The sequence below is a fragment of the Mesorhizobium sp. RIZ17 genome (assembly GCF_051127865.1).
Classification (GTDB): Bacteria; Pseudomonadota; Alphaproteobacteria; order Rhizobiales; family Rhizobiaceae; genus Mesorhizobium; species Mesorhizobium humile.
In genome coordinates this window covers 754196-771619 of sequence record NZ_CP147861.1, presented here as the reverse complement: position 1 = coordinate 771619, position 17424 = coordinate 754196, and the positions used below count along the sequence as shown (strand labels likewise).

The window sequence follows — 17424 nt, the reverse complement described above, 5'->3', positions numbered from 1 at the left end:
CATTGCACAAATCCGGCCCACCTGCACAATAGGCGCATGTCCGCCGGTTCGTTGACCATCCTTGTTATCGACGAGAACCGCATCCGCGCCTCGATCATCGAGGCCGGATTGCGGGACGCCGGCCATCGCCATGTTACTTTGGTCCATGACGTGGCTGGCATTGCCCGGCGCATTGCCGAGATCGAGCCGGACGTCATCGTCATCGACCTCGAAAACCCCAACCGCGACATGCTGGAGAACATGTTCCAGCTCTCGCGCGCGGTGAAGCGGCCGATCGCCATGTTCGTCGACCGCTCCGACCAGGCCTCGATCGAGGCTGCCGTCGATGCCGGCGTGTCCGCCTATGTGGTCGACGGGCTGAAGAAGGAACGCATCAAGCCGATCCTCGACATGGCGATCAGCCGCTTCAACGCCTTCTCGCGCATGGCGCGCGAACTGGAGGAGGCGCGCAGCGAGCTCGAGAACCGCAAGGTCATCGACCGGGCCAAGGGCATTTTGATGAAGTCGCGCGGCTTGAGCGAGGAGGCGGCCTACGCGCTCTTGCGCAAGACCGCCATGAACCAGAACCGCAAGATCGCCGATATCGCCCAGAGCCTGGTGACCGCGGCGGGATTGCTGGATCCACTGGAGGGCGAATGAGCATGGCGCACGAGATTACCGCCGGCTTCATGCCGCTGTTCGACAGCGCCGTCCTGGTCGTCGCCGCCGAGATGGGCTTTGCCGCTCGCGAGGGCATCGAGCTCAAGCTGCAACGCGAGACCTCCTGGGCCAACATCCGCGACCGCATCGCCATCGGCCACTTCGATATCGCGCATATGCTGGGGCCGATGCCGCTCGCCTGCAGCCTAGGTCTCACGCCTCTTGCCTCCGAGACCATCGTGCCGTTCTCGCTCGGGCTCGGCGGCAATTGCGTCACCGTTTCCAACGCCGTGTGGGAAGGCATGGCGGCACACGGCGCTGTGCCTGACCTCGACCCCGCGCGCGCCGGGGCGGCGCTCGGCGCGCTGATCCGCGAACGGGCGGGCGCCGACCGCGAGCCGCTGCGCTTTGCCGTCGTGCATCCGCATTCAGGGCACAATTACGAATTGCGCTACTGGCTCGCCGCCTGCGGCATCGATCCCGACCGCGACATCGAGATCGTCATCGTACCGCCACCCTTCATGGCCGATGCTTTGGTCGCCGGCCGCATCGACGGCTATTGCGTCGGCGAGCCCTGGAACAGCGCTGCGGTCGCGTCGGGCACCGGCCACATCGTCACCGTCAAGGCGCTGCTGTGGCGCAACAGCCCGGAAAAGGTGATCGGCGCGCGCAGAGCCTGGGCTGAGGAAAACCCGGAGGCGCTGGCGGCGCTGCTGAGAGCGCTGCATCATTCCGCCCGCTGGTGCCAGGATCCGGCGAACCGCGGCGAACTGGCCGCGCTGATGGCAAGGCCCGCCTTTCTCGGGCAGCCGGAGACGATCCAGATGCCTGTCCTGACCGGGCAGCTTCAGCTTGGCGGCGGCGCGGAACGGCGCGTCGAGGATTTCTTCCTGCCCTTCGACAAGGCGGCGAATTTTCCCTGGAAGAGCCACGCGCTCTGGTTCTACACGCAGATGGTGCGCTGGGGGCAGTTGCCGCACACGCCGCAAAACCTCGCCATTGCCCGCGACTGCTACCGGCCCGACCTCTACCGCTCGGCGCTGAAGCCGCTCGGCGTCGCGCTGCCCGGCGCCAATGCCAAAGTCGAGGGCGCGCTGAAGGTCGCGACGCCGGTCGGTTCCGCCGGGGCAAGTCTCGTGCTTGGTCCTGATGGATTCTTCGACGGCCAGATCTTCGATCCGGATAGGATCGACGCCTATATTGACGACCAGAAACGCGCCTGATCATTTGCGCGTCAATCTTGTGCGTTGCACAAAATTTATGCGGCATGTCTAAGCCATTGATCAATGTTTGACCGGGTTGCCGCTCGGCGCGGTCGAAGGTCAAAACTTATACCGCATTGATTTTTCTTGAGATTCAGCTTCCGCGTAAAACTGGCACGCTTCGTGCTTTGAAATCACCAGGCCCCTCGTGGGCAATTGAACAGGCGTCCAATGGCGGGCGCCACAGGCAAAGCTGCCGCTCAGGTCACCACGCGATCCCGGATGTACGGACGCGAGAGGGCCTGGACGGCAGCTTTTTTCGTTTTGGACCGGAGACGACGATGACGAAACGGATCGGACCTTCGCTCAAGGATTTCACCCGCCGCGATTTCCTGGCGAGCAGCGCGCTGACGGCGGTGCTGTTCATCGCCGCGCTGCTGTTGTTTCCCGCCAGCCACGAGGCCGAAGGCGAGGGTTCGCAAGTGACCGCGCAAGCCCTGTCGCGCTGACCGATGCCGCGATTTTTGATCAACACAACACGCGGTGCCTCCCACACCGCAAACCGGAGCCGACCATGACCGCAAACCTCCCAGCCGCGCCCAGCCAGGACAGTGCTTCCCGGCAGGCGCTCGTCATGTCCACCATCGCCTTCACCGTCTGCTTCGCGGTGTGGACGATCTTTTCCATCATCGGCGTTCGCATCAAGCAGGAACTCGGCCTGAACGAGACCGAGTTCGGCTTGCTGGTCGGCACGCCGATCCTCACCGGTTCGCTCGTGCGCATGGTGCTCGGCGTGTGGACCGACCGCTATGGCGGCCGCCTGGTCTACACCGCCACCATGCTCGCCGCGGCGGTCGCGACCTTCCTGCTCGCTTTCGCCCACACTTACGCGCAGATGCTGCTGGCCGCGCTTGGCGTCGGGCTCGCGGGCGGCTCCTTCGCCGTCGGCGTCGCCTATGTGTCGCGCTTCTTCCCGGCAGGAAAACAAGGCACCGCGCTCGGCATCTTCGGTGTCGGCAATGTCGGTGCCGCGGTCACCAAGTTCCTGGCGCCGCTCGTGTTGCTCGCCTGGGGCTGGCAGTCGGTTGCGCTGGTCTGGGCCGCCGCGCTCGTCGTCATGGCGATCATCTTCTGGTTCACCACCGGCGACGACCCGGTCATCCGCGAGCGTCGCGCCGGCAAGGCGATGCCGGCGAGAAGCTTCTGGCAGGAATTCGCACCCCTGAAGAACCTGCAGGTCTGGCGCTTCGCCTTCTACTATTTCTTCTGCTTCGGCGCGTTCGTGGCGCTGTCGCTGTGGTTGCCGCGCTACCTGATCGGCGTCTACGGCTTCGGCATCGCCACCGCCGGCATGATCGGCGCCGCCTATTCGATCCCGGCCAGCATCTTCCGCGCCTATGGCGGCGTGCTGTCCGACCGCATCGGCGCCCGCACCGTGCTCTATTGGACCTTCAGCGTTTGTGCCGTCGCGACGCTCGTTCTGTCTCTCCCCTCGGCAGACTATGTCGTGCGCGGCATAAGCGGGCCGATCCCCTTCCATTTCGAGATCGGCCCGCTCGCCTTCATCGCGGTGGCCTCAGTGCTCGGCTTCTTCATGAGCCTCGGCAAGGCCGCGGTCTACAAGCACATCCCCGTCTACTATCCGCAGAGCGTCGGCGCGGTCGGCGGCGTCGTCGGCATGATCGGCGGCCTTGGCGGCTTCATCCTGCCGATCGCCTTCGGCGTGCTGAACGACCTCACCGGCGTCTGGTCGAGCTGCTTCATGCTGCTTTTCCTGATCGTCGGCTCGTGCCTCGTCTGGATGCACTTCACCATCCGCCGGATGGAGCGCGCCGCCGTCGACAACGCGTCCCTTTCCTACGCCGCCGAATAGATCGGAGCAGACCGGACATGACCGAAAAACTCGTCATTATCGGCAACGGCATGGCGCCGGGCAGGATGCTCGAGCACCTGCTGGAGGCCGCGCCCGACCGCTACGCCGTCACCATCTTCAACGCCGAGCCGCGCGTGAACTACGACCGCATCATGCTGTCGCCGGTGCTGTCGGGCGAGAAGGCGTTCGAGGAGATCGTCATCCATGGCGACGGCTGGTACATCAAGCACGGCATCACCCTCTACAAGGGCCACCGGATCGTCGCAATCGACAGGGAAGCGAAGACCGTCACGTCGGACCACGGCGTGACCGAAAGCTACGACCGTCTGGTCATCGCCACCGGCTCGGTCCCCTTCATCATTCCCGTGCCGGGCAAGGAATTGCCCGGTGTGCTCAGCTATCGCGACCTCGACGACGTCAACGCCATGCTGCTTGCCGCGCAATCGCGCGCCAAGGCGATCGTCATCGGCGGCGGCCTGCTCGGCCTCGAAGCCGCGGCCGGCTTGAAGGAACGCGGCATGGACGTCACCGTGCTGCACGTCATGCCGACGCTGATGGAGCGCCAGCTCGACCCGGCCGCCGGCTACCTGCTGCAGAAGGCGGTCGAGGCGCGCGGCATCAAGGTCATGACCAAGGCCAACACCAAGGCCATTGTCGGCAATGGCAAGGTCGAGGGCGTCGAGCTGATGGACGGCACGACCATCCCGGCGACGCTGGTGGTGATGGCGGTCGGCATCCGGCCGAGCACCGCTTTAGCCAAGGAGGCCGGGCTGGAGGTCAATCGCGGCATCGTCGTCGACGACCGCATGCGCACCTCGGATCCGGCGATCATGGCGCTGGGTGAATGCGCGGAGGTCGGCGGCCACGTCTACGGGCTGGTCGCGCCTCTTTACGAGATGGCTCGCGTCGCGGCGGCCGGGCTGGCGGACAGCGAGGACAGGCGCTTCGTTCACTCCGACACCCCGACCAAGCTCAAGGTCACGGGCATCGATCTCTATTCGCTGGGTGACTTCGCCGATGGCGAGGACCGCGAGGAGATCATCCTGCGCGACGCATCCGCCGGCATCTACAAGCGCCTCGTGCTGCAGGACAACCGCATCATCGGCACGGTTCTGTTCGGCGAGACGGGCGACGGCGCCTGGTTCAACGACCTCAAGAAGAAAGCGACCGACATATCGGAGATGCGCGATACGCTGATCTTCGGACAGGCGTTCCAGGGAGGCGCTTCCTCGGACCCTTTGGCAGCCGTTGCGGCACTGGCGGATGATGCGGAAATCTGCGGCTGCAACGGCGTCTGCAAGGGCAAGATCACCGGCGCGATCACCGGCAAGGGGCTGACCGGGCTCGACGACGTGCGCGCCCACACCAAGGCCTCGGCCTCCTGCGGCTCGTGCACGGGTCTGGTCGAGCAGTTGCTGAAACTCACGCTGGGCGAAGCCTACAATCCGGCGGCGGTGCAGCCGATGTGCGGTTGCACGGGCCTCGGCCATGACGACGTGCGGCGCCTGATCAAGGCGAAGGGGCTGAAGACGATCCCCGCTATCATGCAGGAGCTCGAGTGGAAGACCTCCTGCGGCTGCGCCAAATGCCGGCCGGCGCTCAACTACTATCTCGTCTGCGACTGGCCGGACCAATATGCCGACGACTACCAGTCGCGCTTCATCAACGAGCGCGTGCACGCCAACATCCAGAAGGACGGCACCTATTCGGTGGTGCCGCGCATGTGGGGCGGCGTGACCAGCGCCGGCGAATTGCGCGCCATCGCCGATGTGGTCGACAAGTTCGAGATCCCGATGGTCAAGGTGACCGGCGGCCAGCGCATCGACATGCTTGGCATCCGCAAGGAAGACCTGCCGGCGGTGTGGGCCGATCTCGGCAAGGCCGGCTTCGTCTCCGGCCACGCCTATGCCAAGGGCCTGCGCACGGTGAAGACCTGCGTCGGCTCCGACTGGTGCCGTTTCGGCACGCAGGATTCGACCGGGCTCGGCATCCGCATCGAGAAGTTCATGTGGGGTTCCTGGACGCCGGCCAAGGTCAAGATGGCGGTGTCGGGATGCCCGCGCAATTGCGCGGAGGCGACCTGCAAGGATGTCGGCGTGGTCTGCGTCGACTCAGGCTACGAGATCCATTTTGCGGGTGCCGCGGGCCTCGACATCAAGGGCACGGAAGTGCTCGCCCTGGTGAAGACCGAGGACGAGGCGCTGGAGGTGATCGTGGCGCTCGTCCAGATGTATCGCGAGCAGGCCCGCTATCTGGAGCGCATCTACAAATGGGCCAAGCGCATCGGCACCGCCGAGATTAAGAAGCAGATCCTGGACGATGCCGACAAGCGCCAGGCCTATTTCGAGCGCTTCGTCTTCAGCCAGAAATTCGCCCAGGTCGATCCGTGGTCGGAGCGCGTCTCCGGCAAGGACAAGCATGAGTTCCGGCCGATGGCGTCGGTGGGGTTTGCGGAGGCGGCGGAATGATGGAGAGGTCTGAGCGAGGCACCCCCCTCTGGCCTGCCGGCCATCTCCCCCGCAAGGGGGGAGATCGGATGTCATCCCGGCTTTCGCCAATCTCCAACGCTGCAGGATTGGGCGGAGCGCCCAAGCTGCCAATCTCCCCCCTTGCGGGGGAGATGTCCGGCAGGACAGAGGGGGGTGCCTGGGCGCATTCCTATCAGCCAAAGACGAGGACGGCCGCATGACCTGGATCGCCATAGGCACCATCGCCGACATTCCTCTGCGCGGCGCGCGGTGCGTCGTCACACCGCAAGGCAAGGTAGCCGTCTTCCGCACGGCGGACGACCAGGTCTTCGCCATGGACGACCACTGCCCGCACAAGGGCGGGCCGCTCAGCCAGGGCATCGTCCATGGCGCGGCGGTGACCTGCCCGCTGCACAATTGGGTGATCTCGCTGGAAACCGGCAAGGCGCTCGGCGCGGATGAGGGCTCGGTCAGGACGCTTCCCGTCAAGGTCGACGGTGAACGGCTCTTCATCGCGCTCGAAGCGCTGGCTTCGAAAGCGGCCTGAGGCATGGAAGAGGCACGCGAGGTGAGGACCACCTGCCCCTATTGCGGGGTGGGCTGCGGCGTGCTGGCCGAGGTCGCCGCGGACGGCACGACAAGCGTCCGCGGCGATCCCGAGCACCCGGCTAATTTCGGCCGGCTCTGTTCGAAGGGTTCGGCTCTTGGCGAGACGCTCGGACTGGAAGGCCGGTTGATGCATCCGGAAGTTCTCGGCAGGCAAGCGAGTTGGGACGAAGCGCTCGACCTCGTCGCCGAAAAGTTCTCGCGGGCGATTGCCGAGCACGGGCCGGATTCGGTTGCCTTCTATGTCTCCGGCCAGCTGCTGACCGAGGATTATTACGTCGCCAACAAGCTGATGAAAGGCTTCATCGGCTCCGGCAACATCGATACCAACTCGCGGCTCTGCATGGCTTCGTCCGTCGCCGGCCACCGCCGCGCCTTCGGCGAGGACATTGTTCCTGGGGTCTATGAGGATTTCGAGCACGCCGACCTCATCGTGCTGACCGGCTCCAACACCGCATGGTGCCATCCGGTACTCTACCAGCGCATGCTCGCGGCGCGCAGCGAACGCGGCACCAGGATCGTCGTCATTGATCCTCGCCGCACCGCCACGGCCGACGAGTGCGACCTGCATCTGGCGCTCGATCCAGGCACCGACGTGCTGTTGTTCAACGGGCTGCTCGCGCATCTCGCGCAGGCCGGAAAGATCGATGGCGACTTCGTCCGCGACCACACATCGGGCTTCGATGCAGCGGCTTCGCTCGCCGGCGCCGACGCGCCGTCGATCGCCCGCGTCGCGAAGGGGTGCGGGCTGGCGATCGCCGACGTCCAGGCCTTCTACGATCTCTTCGCCGGGACCGGGCGGACCGTCACCGTCTACAGCCAGGGCGTCAACCAATCGGCGCACGGGACCGACAAGGTCAATGCCATCATCAATTGCCATCTCGCCACCGGCCGCATCGGCAAGCCGGGTAGGGGGCCGTTCTCGATCACCGGCCAGCCGAACGCCATGGGCGGCCGCGAGGTGGGCGGTCTCGCCAACCAGCTCGCCGCGCATATGGACTTCGCGGATCCGGCCAACATCGACCGTGTCTCGCGCTTCTGGAAGGCGCCCAACATCGCGCGACGCGGCGGCCTGAAGGCGGTGGACATGTTCCAGGCGGTCGCCGACGGTCGCATCAAGGCACTGTGGGTGATGGGCACAAACCCGGCGGTCTCGATGCCGGACGCGTCGCGCGTACGCGCTGCCTTGTCCAAATGCGATTTCGTCGTCGTCTCGGATGTGACGCGCACCGATACCACGCGCTATGCCGACGTGCTGCTGCCGGCCGCCGGCTGGGGCGAGAAGGACGGCACGGTCACCAATTCGGAGCGGCGCCTCTCGCGTCAGCAGCCGTTCCAACCGCCGCCGGGCGAGGCGACAGCCGACTGGCGCATTGTCTGCGAGGTTGCCGCGCGCATGGGCTTCGGCGATGGCTTCAGCTACCAATCGCCGGTCGAGATTTTCCGCGAGCATGCCGCGCTTTCGGCGTTCGAGAACAGGGGCGAGCGCCTGTTCGACCTCGGCGACATGGCTGATCTCAGCGACGCGGACTACACCACCTTTGCGCCGCGCCACTGGCCTGCGTCGGAACGATGCGAGCAGCAGACAAGATTGTTCGCCGATGGCCGCTTCCCGACGCCCGACGGCCGCGCGCGCTTCGTGGCGGTGCGGCAGGAAGCGACGGCTTTCACCGTCGATGCCGATTATCCGCTCGCCCTGAACACCGGCCGGCTGCGCGACCAGTGGCACACCATGACGCGAACGGGGACCGTGCCGCGTTTGATGGCGAACGCGCCGGAACCGGAGGTCGATCTCCATCCGGCCGATGCGGCCGCGCACCGTCTCAAGGACGGCGACCTCGCTCATCTTTCAACCCGCTTCGGCTTCGTCCGCGCCAGGGTGCGCGTGACCGAGGCCCAGCGGCGCGGCCAGGCTTTCCTGCCCATGCATTGGAGCGGGCAGTTCGCGGCCAAGGCCGCGGCTGGCCTCTTGTCCTCACCGGTCACCGATGCGCATTCCGGTCAGCCGGAGCTCAAGCATGTTCCGGTCCGGATCGTGCGGGAAGAGACCGGATGGGCCGGCGTGCTGATCACCCGCCGCGATCTCAGGCCAACGGGTTTCGTCCACTGGAGCCGGCATGCGGTCGAGGGCGGCTGGGTCTACGAGCTGACCGGGACCGAGCCGCCGGACCAGGGCATTCTTCTGGCGCGCAAGCTGCTCGGCGTCCAGCGGCGGGATCAGCTTCTGGAATATACCGATCGCCGCGGGCTCGCCTATCGCGCGGCTGCCATCGACGATGGCGGTGCCATGGCGGAAGCCTTGCTGGTTGCCGCCCCGGACCAGCTGCCGGCGCGCGATTGGCTGGTGTCGCTGCTCGCCAAGCGCCAGCCGCTGTCGGCGACCGATCGCCATGCGCTTCTATCCGGCCGCTCGCCGGTGCCCATGCCTGCCATCGGGCGCGTCGTGTGCGCATGCTTCCATGTCGGCGCGAACCAGCTCGCTTCCGCGGTCGCCGCCGGATGCGACAGTCTGGAGGCGATCGGCTCGACGCTGCGTGCCGGCACCAATTGCGGTTCATGCCGCTCCGAGATCAGGACGATCATCGATGCCGGCCAGGTGCAGGCAGCGGAGTGAGCCGTGCCCGCACATTCGCCCGGTTCTACCGGTCCTCGACGATCCGCAGATAGGCCGCGGTCACGAACAGCACGATGAAGCCGAACAGGATGCGGCGGCCGCCTTCGGGCATCTGCAGGATGGTGAGCAGCGTCGTCAGCACGGTCAGGATCAGCGCGCCGATAATGGTGCCCGTGTAGCCGCCACGGCCGCCGAAGATCGAGGTGCCGCCGATGACGGCGGCGGCCACCGAAGGCAGCACCAGCGGTTCGGCTAGCGACAGCGAGGGCGCCTTGATCAGGCCGATATAGAGCAGGCCGGTGATGCCGGCGAGCAGGCTGGAAAGGACGTAGAGCGCGGTGATCACCTGCCAGTAGCGAACGCCGGAGAGGCGCGCCGCGCGCTCATTGTCGCCGACGGCGTAGAGCAGCCGGCCGAAGCCGGTGCGGTTCAGCATGAAGACGATCAGCACGGCGACGGGCACGAACAGCAACAGGGCGTTCGGGAAGCCGTAGGTCACCCCGGTGCCCAGCCAGTTAAGGAAATCCGGGATCTTGGCGCCCGATGCGATCACGGTGCGCTGGTAGACCTGCAGGAAGCCGGTGCCGATCAGGCTGGTGCCGAGCGTCATGATCAGCGGATGGACCCGGAAGACGCCGACGCCGATGCCGTTGACGAGGCCGATCAGCACGGCGGGCAGCATGGCCAGCAGGAAAGCCACCGTCGGATCCTGGTTGACGATCTGCGTCGCCATGATGAAGGCGCTCATCGTCGCCACAGTGCCGACAGAAAGGTCGATGCCGCCGGTCAGCATGGTCATGGTCTGGCAGCCGGCGAGGATCGCCAGCGGAATGGCGAACTTCGCCGTGTTGGCGAGCCAGCGCTCGTTGACGATGCCGGGGCGCAGCACCTGCAGGATCACCACGAGGATGATCAAGAGGATGATCAGCGGGATCAGCGGCCGGTCCGCCATGAAGCGCTTGATGCGGCGGCCGAACGAGACAGGCTGGGGCATGGTCGCGATGTCGGTCATGGCGTTGCTCCCGCCGGGCGGCTCCGCATGGTGATGAAAGCGCCGAACATCACGACCGCGACCATGATCAAGCCTTCGATGATCGCAGTGACGTTCGGATCGATGGCCAGAAGCGTCAGGTCGGTGCGCACCAGCCGCAGCACGAAGACGGCGATGATCGGTCCGAGCAGGCCGCCCTTGCCGCCGCCGAGCGCGACGCCGCCCAGCACCACCGCGGCGACGCTGGCGAGGAGGTAGGGCCCGGGGATGGGCGCGCCGATGCCGGTGCTTACGGTGAGCGACAGGCCGCCGAGCGCCGCGAACAGGCCGGAGAGCGCATAGGCGACGATCCTGGTGCGCGCCACCGGCACGCCGCTGCGGAAGGCGGCGAGCTCGTTGCTGCCGATGGCGTAGATGGAAAGGCCGAGGCGCGAGCGCCGCAGCGGAATCCACACGATGCAGAGACAGACGACGAGCAGCACCAGCGCCTTGGGAACCCAGGCATCGGCCCAATCCGGCAGGCCGGGGATCGGCACGGTGCCGATGACGCTTGCCTTCAGCCATTCGGCGGCGGCGCCGCCGGGCGCTTCAAGCACAAGCAGCGCCGCGCCCTGCAGCACGAACAGCATGGCCAAGGTGACGACGATGTCGGGCACCCGGGTGACGACGATGAGGACGCCGTTCAACGCGCCGAGCACGAACCCCATGGCCAGCACGAAGGGCACGACGAAGAGCGCATATTCCTCGCTGGCGCCATTCATCATCGAGGCGGCGGTGACACTGGTCAGCGCCATCATGGCGGCGACCGAGAGATCGATGCCGCCGGCGATGACGACGACGGTCTGGGCCGCGACGGCAAAGGCGTAAGGCAGAACCGCCCGCGCCAGCGAACCGAAGTCGCCACTGCCATAGCCTGGCTGGATCAGCTTGGTGACGACGAACAGAAAGATCAGCAGGGCGAAGAGGCCTGCGACCCAACCCTGGTTACGCAAGAAGCGGCTCATGGCGTGGCCTCGGCGCTCGAACCGGGTTTGACGTCGGCAAGGATGCCGACATCGGCCTTGGCGCCGCGCGGCAGGCCGTAGGCGGCGCGCATCAATGCGGCTTCATCGGCTTGCTCGACCGGGAAAGTGTCGACGACGCGGCCGCCGAAGATGACGATGACCCGGTCGCAGACACGTTGCACCTCCTCCATCTCGGATGTGTAGAACAGCACCGACTTGCCCTGGCCGGCGAGCTCGCGCAGCAGCTTGTAGATCTCCTGCTTGGTGCCGACATCGATGCCGCGCGTCGGGTCGAAGCAAAGGATGGTGCGGGCGTTGGCCGCGATCCAGCGGGCAACCGTCACCTTCTGCTGGTTGCCGCCGGACAGACGCTGCACTTCGCCCTGGGCGCGGGTATCGATCTGCAATCTGGCGATGGCGCTGGAAACCACCACCTGCTCGCGGCGCATGCGGATCGGTCCCCATTTGCGCAGCGCCGCGCTGAAGGGAAGCGCAATGTTCTCGCGCACCGAGCGCTGCATGGCCAAGGCCTCGGCGCGGTCGCCCGGCACATAGGCGATGCCGGCCTGGATGGCATCGCTCGGATGCGAGAATTTCACCGGTGCGCCGTCGACGTCGATCGTGCCGCCGGTCGGACGGATCGAGCCCGCAAGCGCTGCGAAGAGCTCGTCCTGGCCTTGGCCCTCGAGCGCAAACACGCCGACGACCTCACCATTGGCGAGATCGAAGGAGACGTCGTTGAGCTTGGTGCCGAGCTCTAGGTTGCGGACCGACAGGCGCGGGCGGCCGCCGGCGGCAACCGCCACATCGTTTGTCGCGCGCGCGGCGACGCGTGTCTTCTCGATGCGGGTGCCGAGCATCATCTCGACTATTCTTTCCTCGACGCCCGGTTCGATGTCGACGACACCGACCGAGGAGCCGTCGCGCAAAACGGTGGCGCGGTCGCAGAGCGCCGATATCTCGACGAAACGGTGCGAGATGAAGATGACCGAGCGGCCGGCGTCGCCCTGGCGGCGCACGACTTCCAGCACCTTCTCGGCGAGGTTCGCGGGCAGCGCCGCGGTCATCTCGTCAAGCAGAAGCACGTCGGGTTCGACGGCTAAAGCACGCGCCAGGTCGAGCACGCGCAGGATGGCCAAGGGGATGTGACGCGCCGTCTCGCGGATATCGAGGTCGGGAATGCCGAGCTCGCGCACCCAGGCGCGGAACGGCTCGACCGGCGTCCCTGTCAGTCTGAGATTGGAGAGCACGTCGAGATCGGGGATCAGCGCCGGTTCCTGGTAGACCGGCAGCAGACCGGCGCGGCGGGCGGCGGCCGGCGAGCGGACGTCGAGCTGCCGGCCGCGGATCAGGATGCGCCCGGCATCCGCCTTGAGCGCGCCGGTCAAAATCTTCACCAGCGTCGACTTGCCGGCGCCGTTGGCGCCCATCAGCGCATGTACCTCGCCCGGCAAAACGGATAGCGAGGCGTTGCGCAGCGCGGCAACCGCGCCGTAGTTCTTCGCTACGCCGGTGGCGTCGAGGAGAGGGTTAGTGGTCAAAGCGTTCTCGGTCTAACGGCTCAAATTATGCGTGCCAAATCAAATGGCAAGGACGCCAGACCTTGGTCCGGCGTCCTCGCGGTTGCGTTCGGATCAGGCGCTTATTCGCCCGGGCCCTTGCAGGCGATGATCTGGTCCTTGGTGTAGGTCGTCCAGTCCGGGATCGAGATCGACACCGGCCATTCGGGGCTGAGCGAGGGGTCGACGACGCTCTTCAGCTTGGCCTTGCCTGCGTCGGTGGCGTTCTCCCAGAGTTCGGGATTGACCAGCACGGTCTGCTGCGCCGGCTTCTTGCCGTCGAGGATCTGCAGGGCCAGCGTCACGCCGGCACCGCCGATCGAGCCGGGATTGGTGACCGCAGCGCCGACCAGGCCCTTGACGGAGCTCAACTGGCCGACGAAGCCGGCATTGTCGGCGCCGACCACAGGTACCATCGGCGCCTGCTGCTCGACCAGCGCGTCGACGATGACGTTGTCGATGCCCGAAGTCCAGATGCCGTTGATCGGGGTGCCGGTGGCGAGGAAGGAGAGGATCTGCTGCTTGGCCTGGTCCTGCTGCCAGCCGGTGAACACTTCCTGCGCGACCTTCACGTCGGGGAACTCGGCCAGCGCCTTCTTGAAGCCTTTGTCGCGATCAGAGTCGGCCGAAGCGCCGGCGGCGCCGCGCATATAGAACACCTCGCCCTTGCCGCCCATCTGCTGGAACAGCCACTTGGCGCCGAGATAGGCATATTGTTCCTGGTTGTTGGAGATGATGTAGGCGGACGGCTCGGTCACTGCCTGGTCGACGGCGACGACGACGATGCCGGCCTTGGTGGCTTCCTCGAGGCCCGCTTTGATGCCGGCCGGATCGGCCGGGTTGACGACGATGGCGTCGACCTTGGCGCTGATCAGGTTGCGGATGTCCTCGAGCTGGCCGGCGGCGTCGGTGTTGCGGTGGGCAATGTTGAGCTTCGCCACCTCGCCCGAAGCGAGCGCCTGCGCCTTCATCGCGCAGATCATCTCCTCGCGCCAGCCGTTGCCCTGCACGGTGTTGGAAATGCCGATCGTGTATTTGCCGGCGGCTGCCGAGGCGCCCACCGAGGCAAGCAAGGCGGCGCCGGCAAGAAGCGACGCCACGGTCAGATGTCTTTTCATTTCAATACTCCTCCACAATTGATCTTTTCAGTTCAGTTCTTTTTTCAGGTCAGTTCCAGGGCTCCGACGCGGTCGGAACCAAGCTCTCCTCATTTGATGAAGGGGCGCAGCACGTCGCGGGCAAGCAGGAAGCCGCGCTTGACCTTTTCATCCGTCCCCTCGAAGCGCCGGTCCTCATGCTCGATGATGACCGGCCCGTCATAACCGGCCCGGTAGAGGCCCGAAAAAATCCTGCTCCAGTCGATATCCCCAAGCCCCGGCATGCGCGGCACCTGCCAGCCTATGCCAGCCGAAAGGATTCCGCGCTCGTACAAACCATCATGATCAATCATCAGGTCCTTGGCATGCACATGCAGCATGTTCTTGCCGAACTCGCGGATGAAGCGCTCCTTGTCGATCATCTGCCAGACGAGGTGCGAGGGGTCGAAATTCATGCCGACGTCGCCGCCCCAGGCCTCGAGGATGCGGCGCCAGACATAGGGCGAGTAGGCAATGTTGTGCCCGCCCGGCCATTCGTCATAGCTGAAGATCATCGGGCAGTTCTCGAAGGCGAGCTTCACGCCATGCTCGCGCGCATGGGCGATGATCGCCGGCCAGACTTTTTGGGCGTCTTCCCAGTTGGCGTCGATAGTCTTCGAGGCGTCGCCGCCGCAGAAGGTGTTGACGAGCGGCACACCCATGTGGCTCGCCAGCACGATCACCTTCTTCAGGTGGTCGATCACCGCTTGGCGATGCGCTTGATCGGGATGCAATGGATTGGGGTAGAAGCCGAGACCGGAGATGGTCATGCCCCGGCCAGCGAGCTCGGCGGCGATGTCCTTGGCCTGTGCCGCCGGGATGTCGACGTCGATATGGCTGGTGCCGGCATAGCGGCGGCTGGCTCCGGACGTCTTCGGCCAGCAGGCGATTTCCAGTGCCTCGAAACCGACAGAGCGCGCCCAGTCGACAACCTCGCCGAGCGGCGTATCCGGAAACGGTGCTGTCAGCAGTCCAAGCTTCATGTTCCCTCCCAATTCCCAACTATGCAGATCGAGCCGGCTGCTTCAACCGCGCATCGGTTGGCCCAGCGAAGACTTGTCCGACAAAGCCCATCGGGTCGCTCGAAAGCAGGCCGTCGAGCCCAGCGACGACATGGGCCCGGAATGTCGCGTTGGCGGTGAGGGACGGGTCGAAAATGGCGTCGATCGCAAGGATCGCATCGACAAGCACCTTGCTGTCCGAACCGATGCGGTCGGCGATCGCCGCAATCTTGTCGGCAAAGGGGTCGGACACCTGCCAGGCGCGGCCGAAACGCGCGGATGCCTTGATGAGATAGGCCATCCAGCCGGCGACGGGCACCGAGAGGAGCGCAATGCTCTCGTCCTTCGCCAGGCGATCGCGGATCGGGTTGAGCAGGCGCTGCACGATCTTCTGCGAGCCGTCGGTGGCGATCTGGTGGTTGCGATGGCGGATCGCGATGTTGGTGAGACGAGACAGGCTTTGCTCGATATAGGCCGTCGGCTGGATGCCGGGCACCGGCATGAGTGTCGGCAGGGTTTCCTCGGTCAGCATGCGGCGGACGAAACGGGCCAGACGCGGGTCGGCGATCGTCTCGAACGTGTGCTCGAAGCCGCCCAAAACGCCGAGATAGCTGAGCGTCGTCTGGGCGCCGTTCAGCACCCGCATCTTGAGGTGCTCGAACGGGGTGACATCGTCGACGAAGGTCGCGCCGACGCGGTCCCAGCGCGGCACACAGCCGGCGAAGCGGTCCTCGATCACCCATTGGCGGAAGCGCTCGCCCACCACCACGGCGCCGTCGCGGTAGCCGAAGCGTTGCTCGACCGTATCGATATCGGCCTCGGTCGTCGCCGGTGCGATGCGGTCGACCATGGCCGAGGGAAAGGCGACATTGGCCTCGATCCAGTCCGCCAGCCTCCTGCCGCGCCGCTCGGCGAATGTGCGCACGACGTTGCCGAGGATGATGCCGTTGGTCGGGATGTTGTCGCAGGACAGCAGCGTCACCGGCCGGCGATGCGTGGCCATGCGCAGTTCCAGCGCCCTTGCCAGGATGCCGGGCACACTGCGCGGCGTTTCGGGATTGGCGAGATCGTGGACGATATCGGGATGGTCGAGGTCGAGCGCGCCATTCGACGGGATGTGGCAATAGCCCTTCTCGGTCACCGTCATGGTGACCATCTCGATCTCGGACGAGGCGAGCACCTCCAGCGCCGGCGCCGCATTGTCCTGGCTGTCGACGACGCGCGCGAGGCTGCCGATGATGCGCGCCTCGACCTCGTCGTTCTGACGAATGAGCCGCGTGTAGAGCCCGTCCTGTTTGCCGAGCGTGTCGGCAAGCAAAGGTGGCCTTATGTTGATGCCTACCAACCCCCAGCGGCCGAAATCCTTGGCCAGGAGGTCGTCGGTGTATTCGGCCTGATGGCAGCGGTGGAAAGCGCCGACGCCGATATGAGCGATGCCCGGCTTCAGCGCGGCGCGATCGTAAGCCGGCCTGCGGACCTCCGACGGCAAGCGTTCCAGCAGGGCTGGGCTGAGGTTCTCGGCGCTCACCGGTTGGCTCCGATCACCCATTGCTCCTGGTCGATCAGCGCGCCGGTCATCGGGCCGGCCGCGTCGGAAAGCAGGAAGACGGCAAGATTGGCTATGTCGTTCACGGAGAACAGCCGGCCGAAGGGCTGTGTCGCGTTTGCGGAGTCGAGCCAGCCCGGACCCTGGCCGAGAGTCTCAGCCTGCATGACGCGTTCGGCCGGCGTGTCGGTCCAGCCGACATTGATGCCGTTGACGCGGATGCGGTCGAAGCGGTGGGCATTGGCGGCGTTCTTGGTCAGCGTCGCCAGCGCGCCCTTGGTGGCGGAATAGACGGCCAGCTCCGGCGAGCCGCAATGTGCGTTGATCGACAGGATGTTGACGATCGAGCCGCCCTGGCCGCGCTTCTTCATGTCGGCGATCGCCGCCTGCATCAGGAAGAAGGGCGCGCGGGCATTGACGGCAAATAGCGACGACCAATCGTCGAGCGTGGCATCGACGAAGGAAGCGCGATCGGTCAGGCCGGCGGCGTTGACCAGGCCGTCGATGCGGCCGAAGTGGGAAATGCAAAATTCCACCAGCCGCGCCGGCGCAGCGGGGTCGGCGAGATCGGCCGGAACAATGACTGTCGGGGTGCCCATCCGCGAAATAGCCGCCGCAGCCTCTGCGCCGCGCAACTTGTCACGACCGGTAATGACGAGACCTTCAGCGCCGGAGCGCGCAAGCGTCTCCGCGATCGCCCGGCCGATGCCTTGCGTCGCGCCGGTGACCAGCATCACCTTGCCGTCAAGACGAACCTCCATTCCTCCTCCCGGAACAAAGTTTCC

14 protein-coding genes are annotated in these 17424 nt (G+C 65.8%); 7 read left to right on the top strand and 7 right to left on the bottom strand.

Annotated features, from left to right (window positions below):
* The first annotated feature begins 36 nt into the window (after positions 1-36).
* The 7 genes from WDX12_RS03775 to WDX12_RS03745 all read left to right on the top strand — a co-directional run bounded on the left by WDX12_RS03775 (position 37) and on the right by WDX12_RS03745 (position 9402).
* On the top strand, positions 37-639 hold the full coding sequence (locus WDX12_RS03775; RefSeq protein ID WP_434723975.1) for an ANTAR domain-containing response regulator: 603 nt from the start codon (positions 37-39) through the stop codon (positions 637-639).
* Positions 636-1862: a CmpA/NrtA family ABC transporter substrate-binding protein gene (locus WDX12_RS03770; RefSeq protein ID WP_434723974.1), complete on the top strand. Its 1227-nt coding sequence runs from the start codon at positions 636-638 to the stop codon at positions 1860-1862. The genes WDX12_RS03775 and WDX12_RS03770 overlap by 4 nt, the downstream gene beginning before the upstream one ends.
* 320 nt (positions 1863-2182) lie before the next feature.
* Positions 2183-2350 carry a twin-arginine translocation signal domain-containing protein gene (locus tag WDX12_RS03765; RefSeq protein WP_434723973.1) on the top strand — a complete coding sequence of 56 codons (168 nt, stop codon included), beginning with the start codon at positions 2183-2185 and terminating at the stop codon, positions 2348-2350.
* 65 nt (positions 2351-2415) lie between these two features.
* Positions 2416-3714: an MFS transporter gene (locus WDX12_RS03760; RefSeq protein ID WP_434723972.1), complete on the top strand. Its 1299-nt coding sequence runs from the start codon at positions 2416-2418 to the stop codon at positions 3712-3714.
* A 17-nt stretch (positions 3715-3731) separates the two neighbouring features.
* Positions 3732-6182 (top strand): nitrite reductase large subunit NirB, encoded by a 2451-nt coding sequence (gene nirB / locus WDX12_RS03755; RefSeq protein WP_434723971.1) that lies wholly within the window; start codon positions 3732-3734, stop codon positions 6180-6182.
* Between the two features lie 217 nt (positions 6183-6399).
* Complete coding sequence (gene nirD / locus WDX12_RS03750; protein WP_434723970.1) at positions 6400-6729, top strand: nitrite reductase small subunit NirD; 330 nt, start codon at positions 6400-6402, stop codon at positions 6727-6729.
* A gap of 3 nt (positions 6730-6732) precedes the next feature.
* Positions 6733-9402, top strand: a complete 2670-nt coding sequence (locus WDX12_RS03745; protein ID WP_434723969.1) for a nitrate reductase — start codon at positions 6733-6735, stop codon at positions 9400-9402.
* 25 nt (positions 9403-9427) lie between these two features.
* Here WDX12_RS03745 and WDX12_RS03740 read toward each other — a convergent pair whose 3' ends face one another.
* From WDX12_RS03740 to WDX12_RS03710, 7 genes are all read right to left on the bottom strand, one after another.
* Entirely contained in the window at positions 9428-10414 is a 987-nt protein-coding gene (locus WDX12_RS03740) for an ABC transporter permease (protein ID WP_434723968.1), read from the bottom strand.
* Positions 10411-11397 carry an ABC transporter permease gene (locus WDX12_RS03735; protein ID WP_434723967.1) on the bottom strand — a complete coding sequence of 329 codons (987 nt, stop codon included), beginning with the start codon at positions 11395-11397 and terminating at the stop codon, positions 10411-10413. The genes WDX12_RS03740 and WDX12_RS03735 overlap by 4 nt, the downstream gene beginning before the upstream one ends.
* A complete protein-coding gene (locus WDX12_RS03730; RefSeq protein ID WP_434723966.1) occupies positions 11394-12938 on the bottom strand; it encodes a sugar ABC transporter ATP-binding protein in 1545 nt (514 codons plus the stop codon). The genes WDX12_RS03735 and WDX12_RS03730 overlap by 4 nt, the downstream gene beginning before the upstream one ends.
* Positions 12939-13039: 101 nt before the next feature.
* Positions 13040-14074, bottom strand: coding sequence for an ABC transporter substrate-binding protein (locus WDX12_RS03725; RefSeq protein WP_434723965.1), 1035 nt, complete (start codon positions 14072-14074; stop codon positions 13040-13042).
* Between the two features lie 89 nt (positions 14075-14163).
* Positions 14164-15075, bottom strand: coding sequence for a sugar phosphate isomerase/epimerase family protein (locus tag WDX12_RS03720; protein WP_434723964.1), 912 nt, complete (start codon positions 15073-15075; stop codon positions 14164-14166).
* Positions 15076-15094: 19 nt separating this feature from the next.
* Positions 15095-16621 (bottom strand): mannitol dehydrogenase family protein, encoded by a 1527-nt coding sequence (locus WDX12_RS03715; RefSeq protein ID WP_434723963.1) that lies wholly within the window; start codon positions 16619-16621, stop codon positions 15095-15097.
* Positions 16618-17400, bottom strand: coding sequence for an SDR family oxidoreductase (locus WDX12_RS03710; RefSeq protein WP_320296822.1), 783 nt, complete (start codon positions 17398-17400; stop codon positions 16618-16620). The genes WDX12_RS03715 and WDX12_RS03710 overlap by 4 nt, the downstream gene beginning before the upstream one ends.
* Positions 17401-17424: the final 24 nt, after the last annotated feature.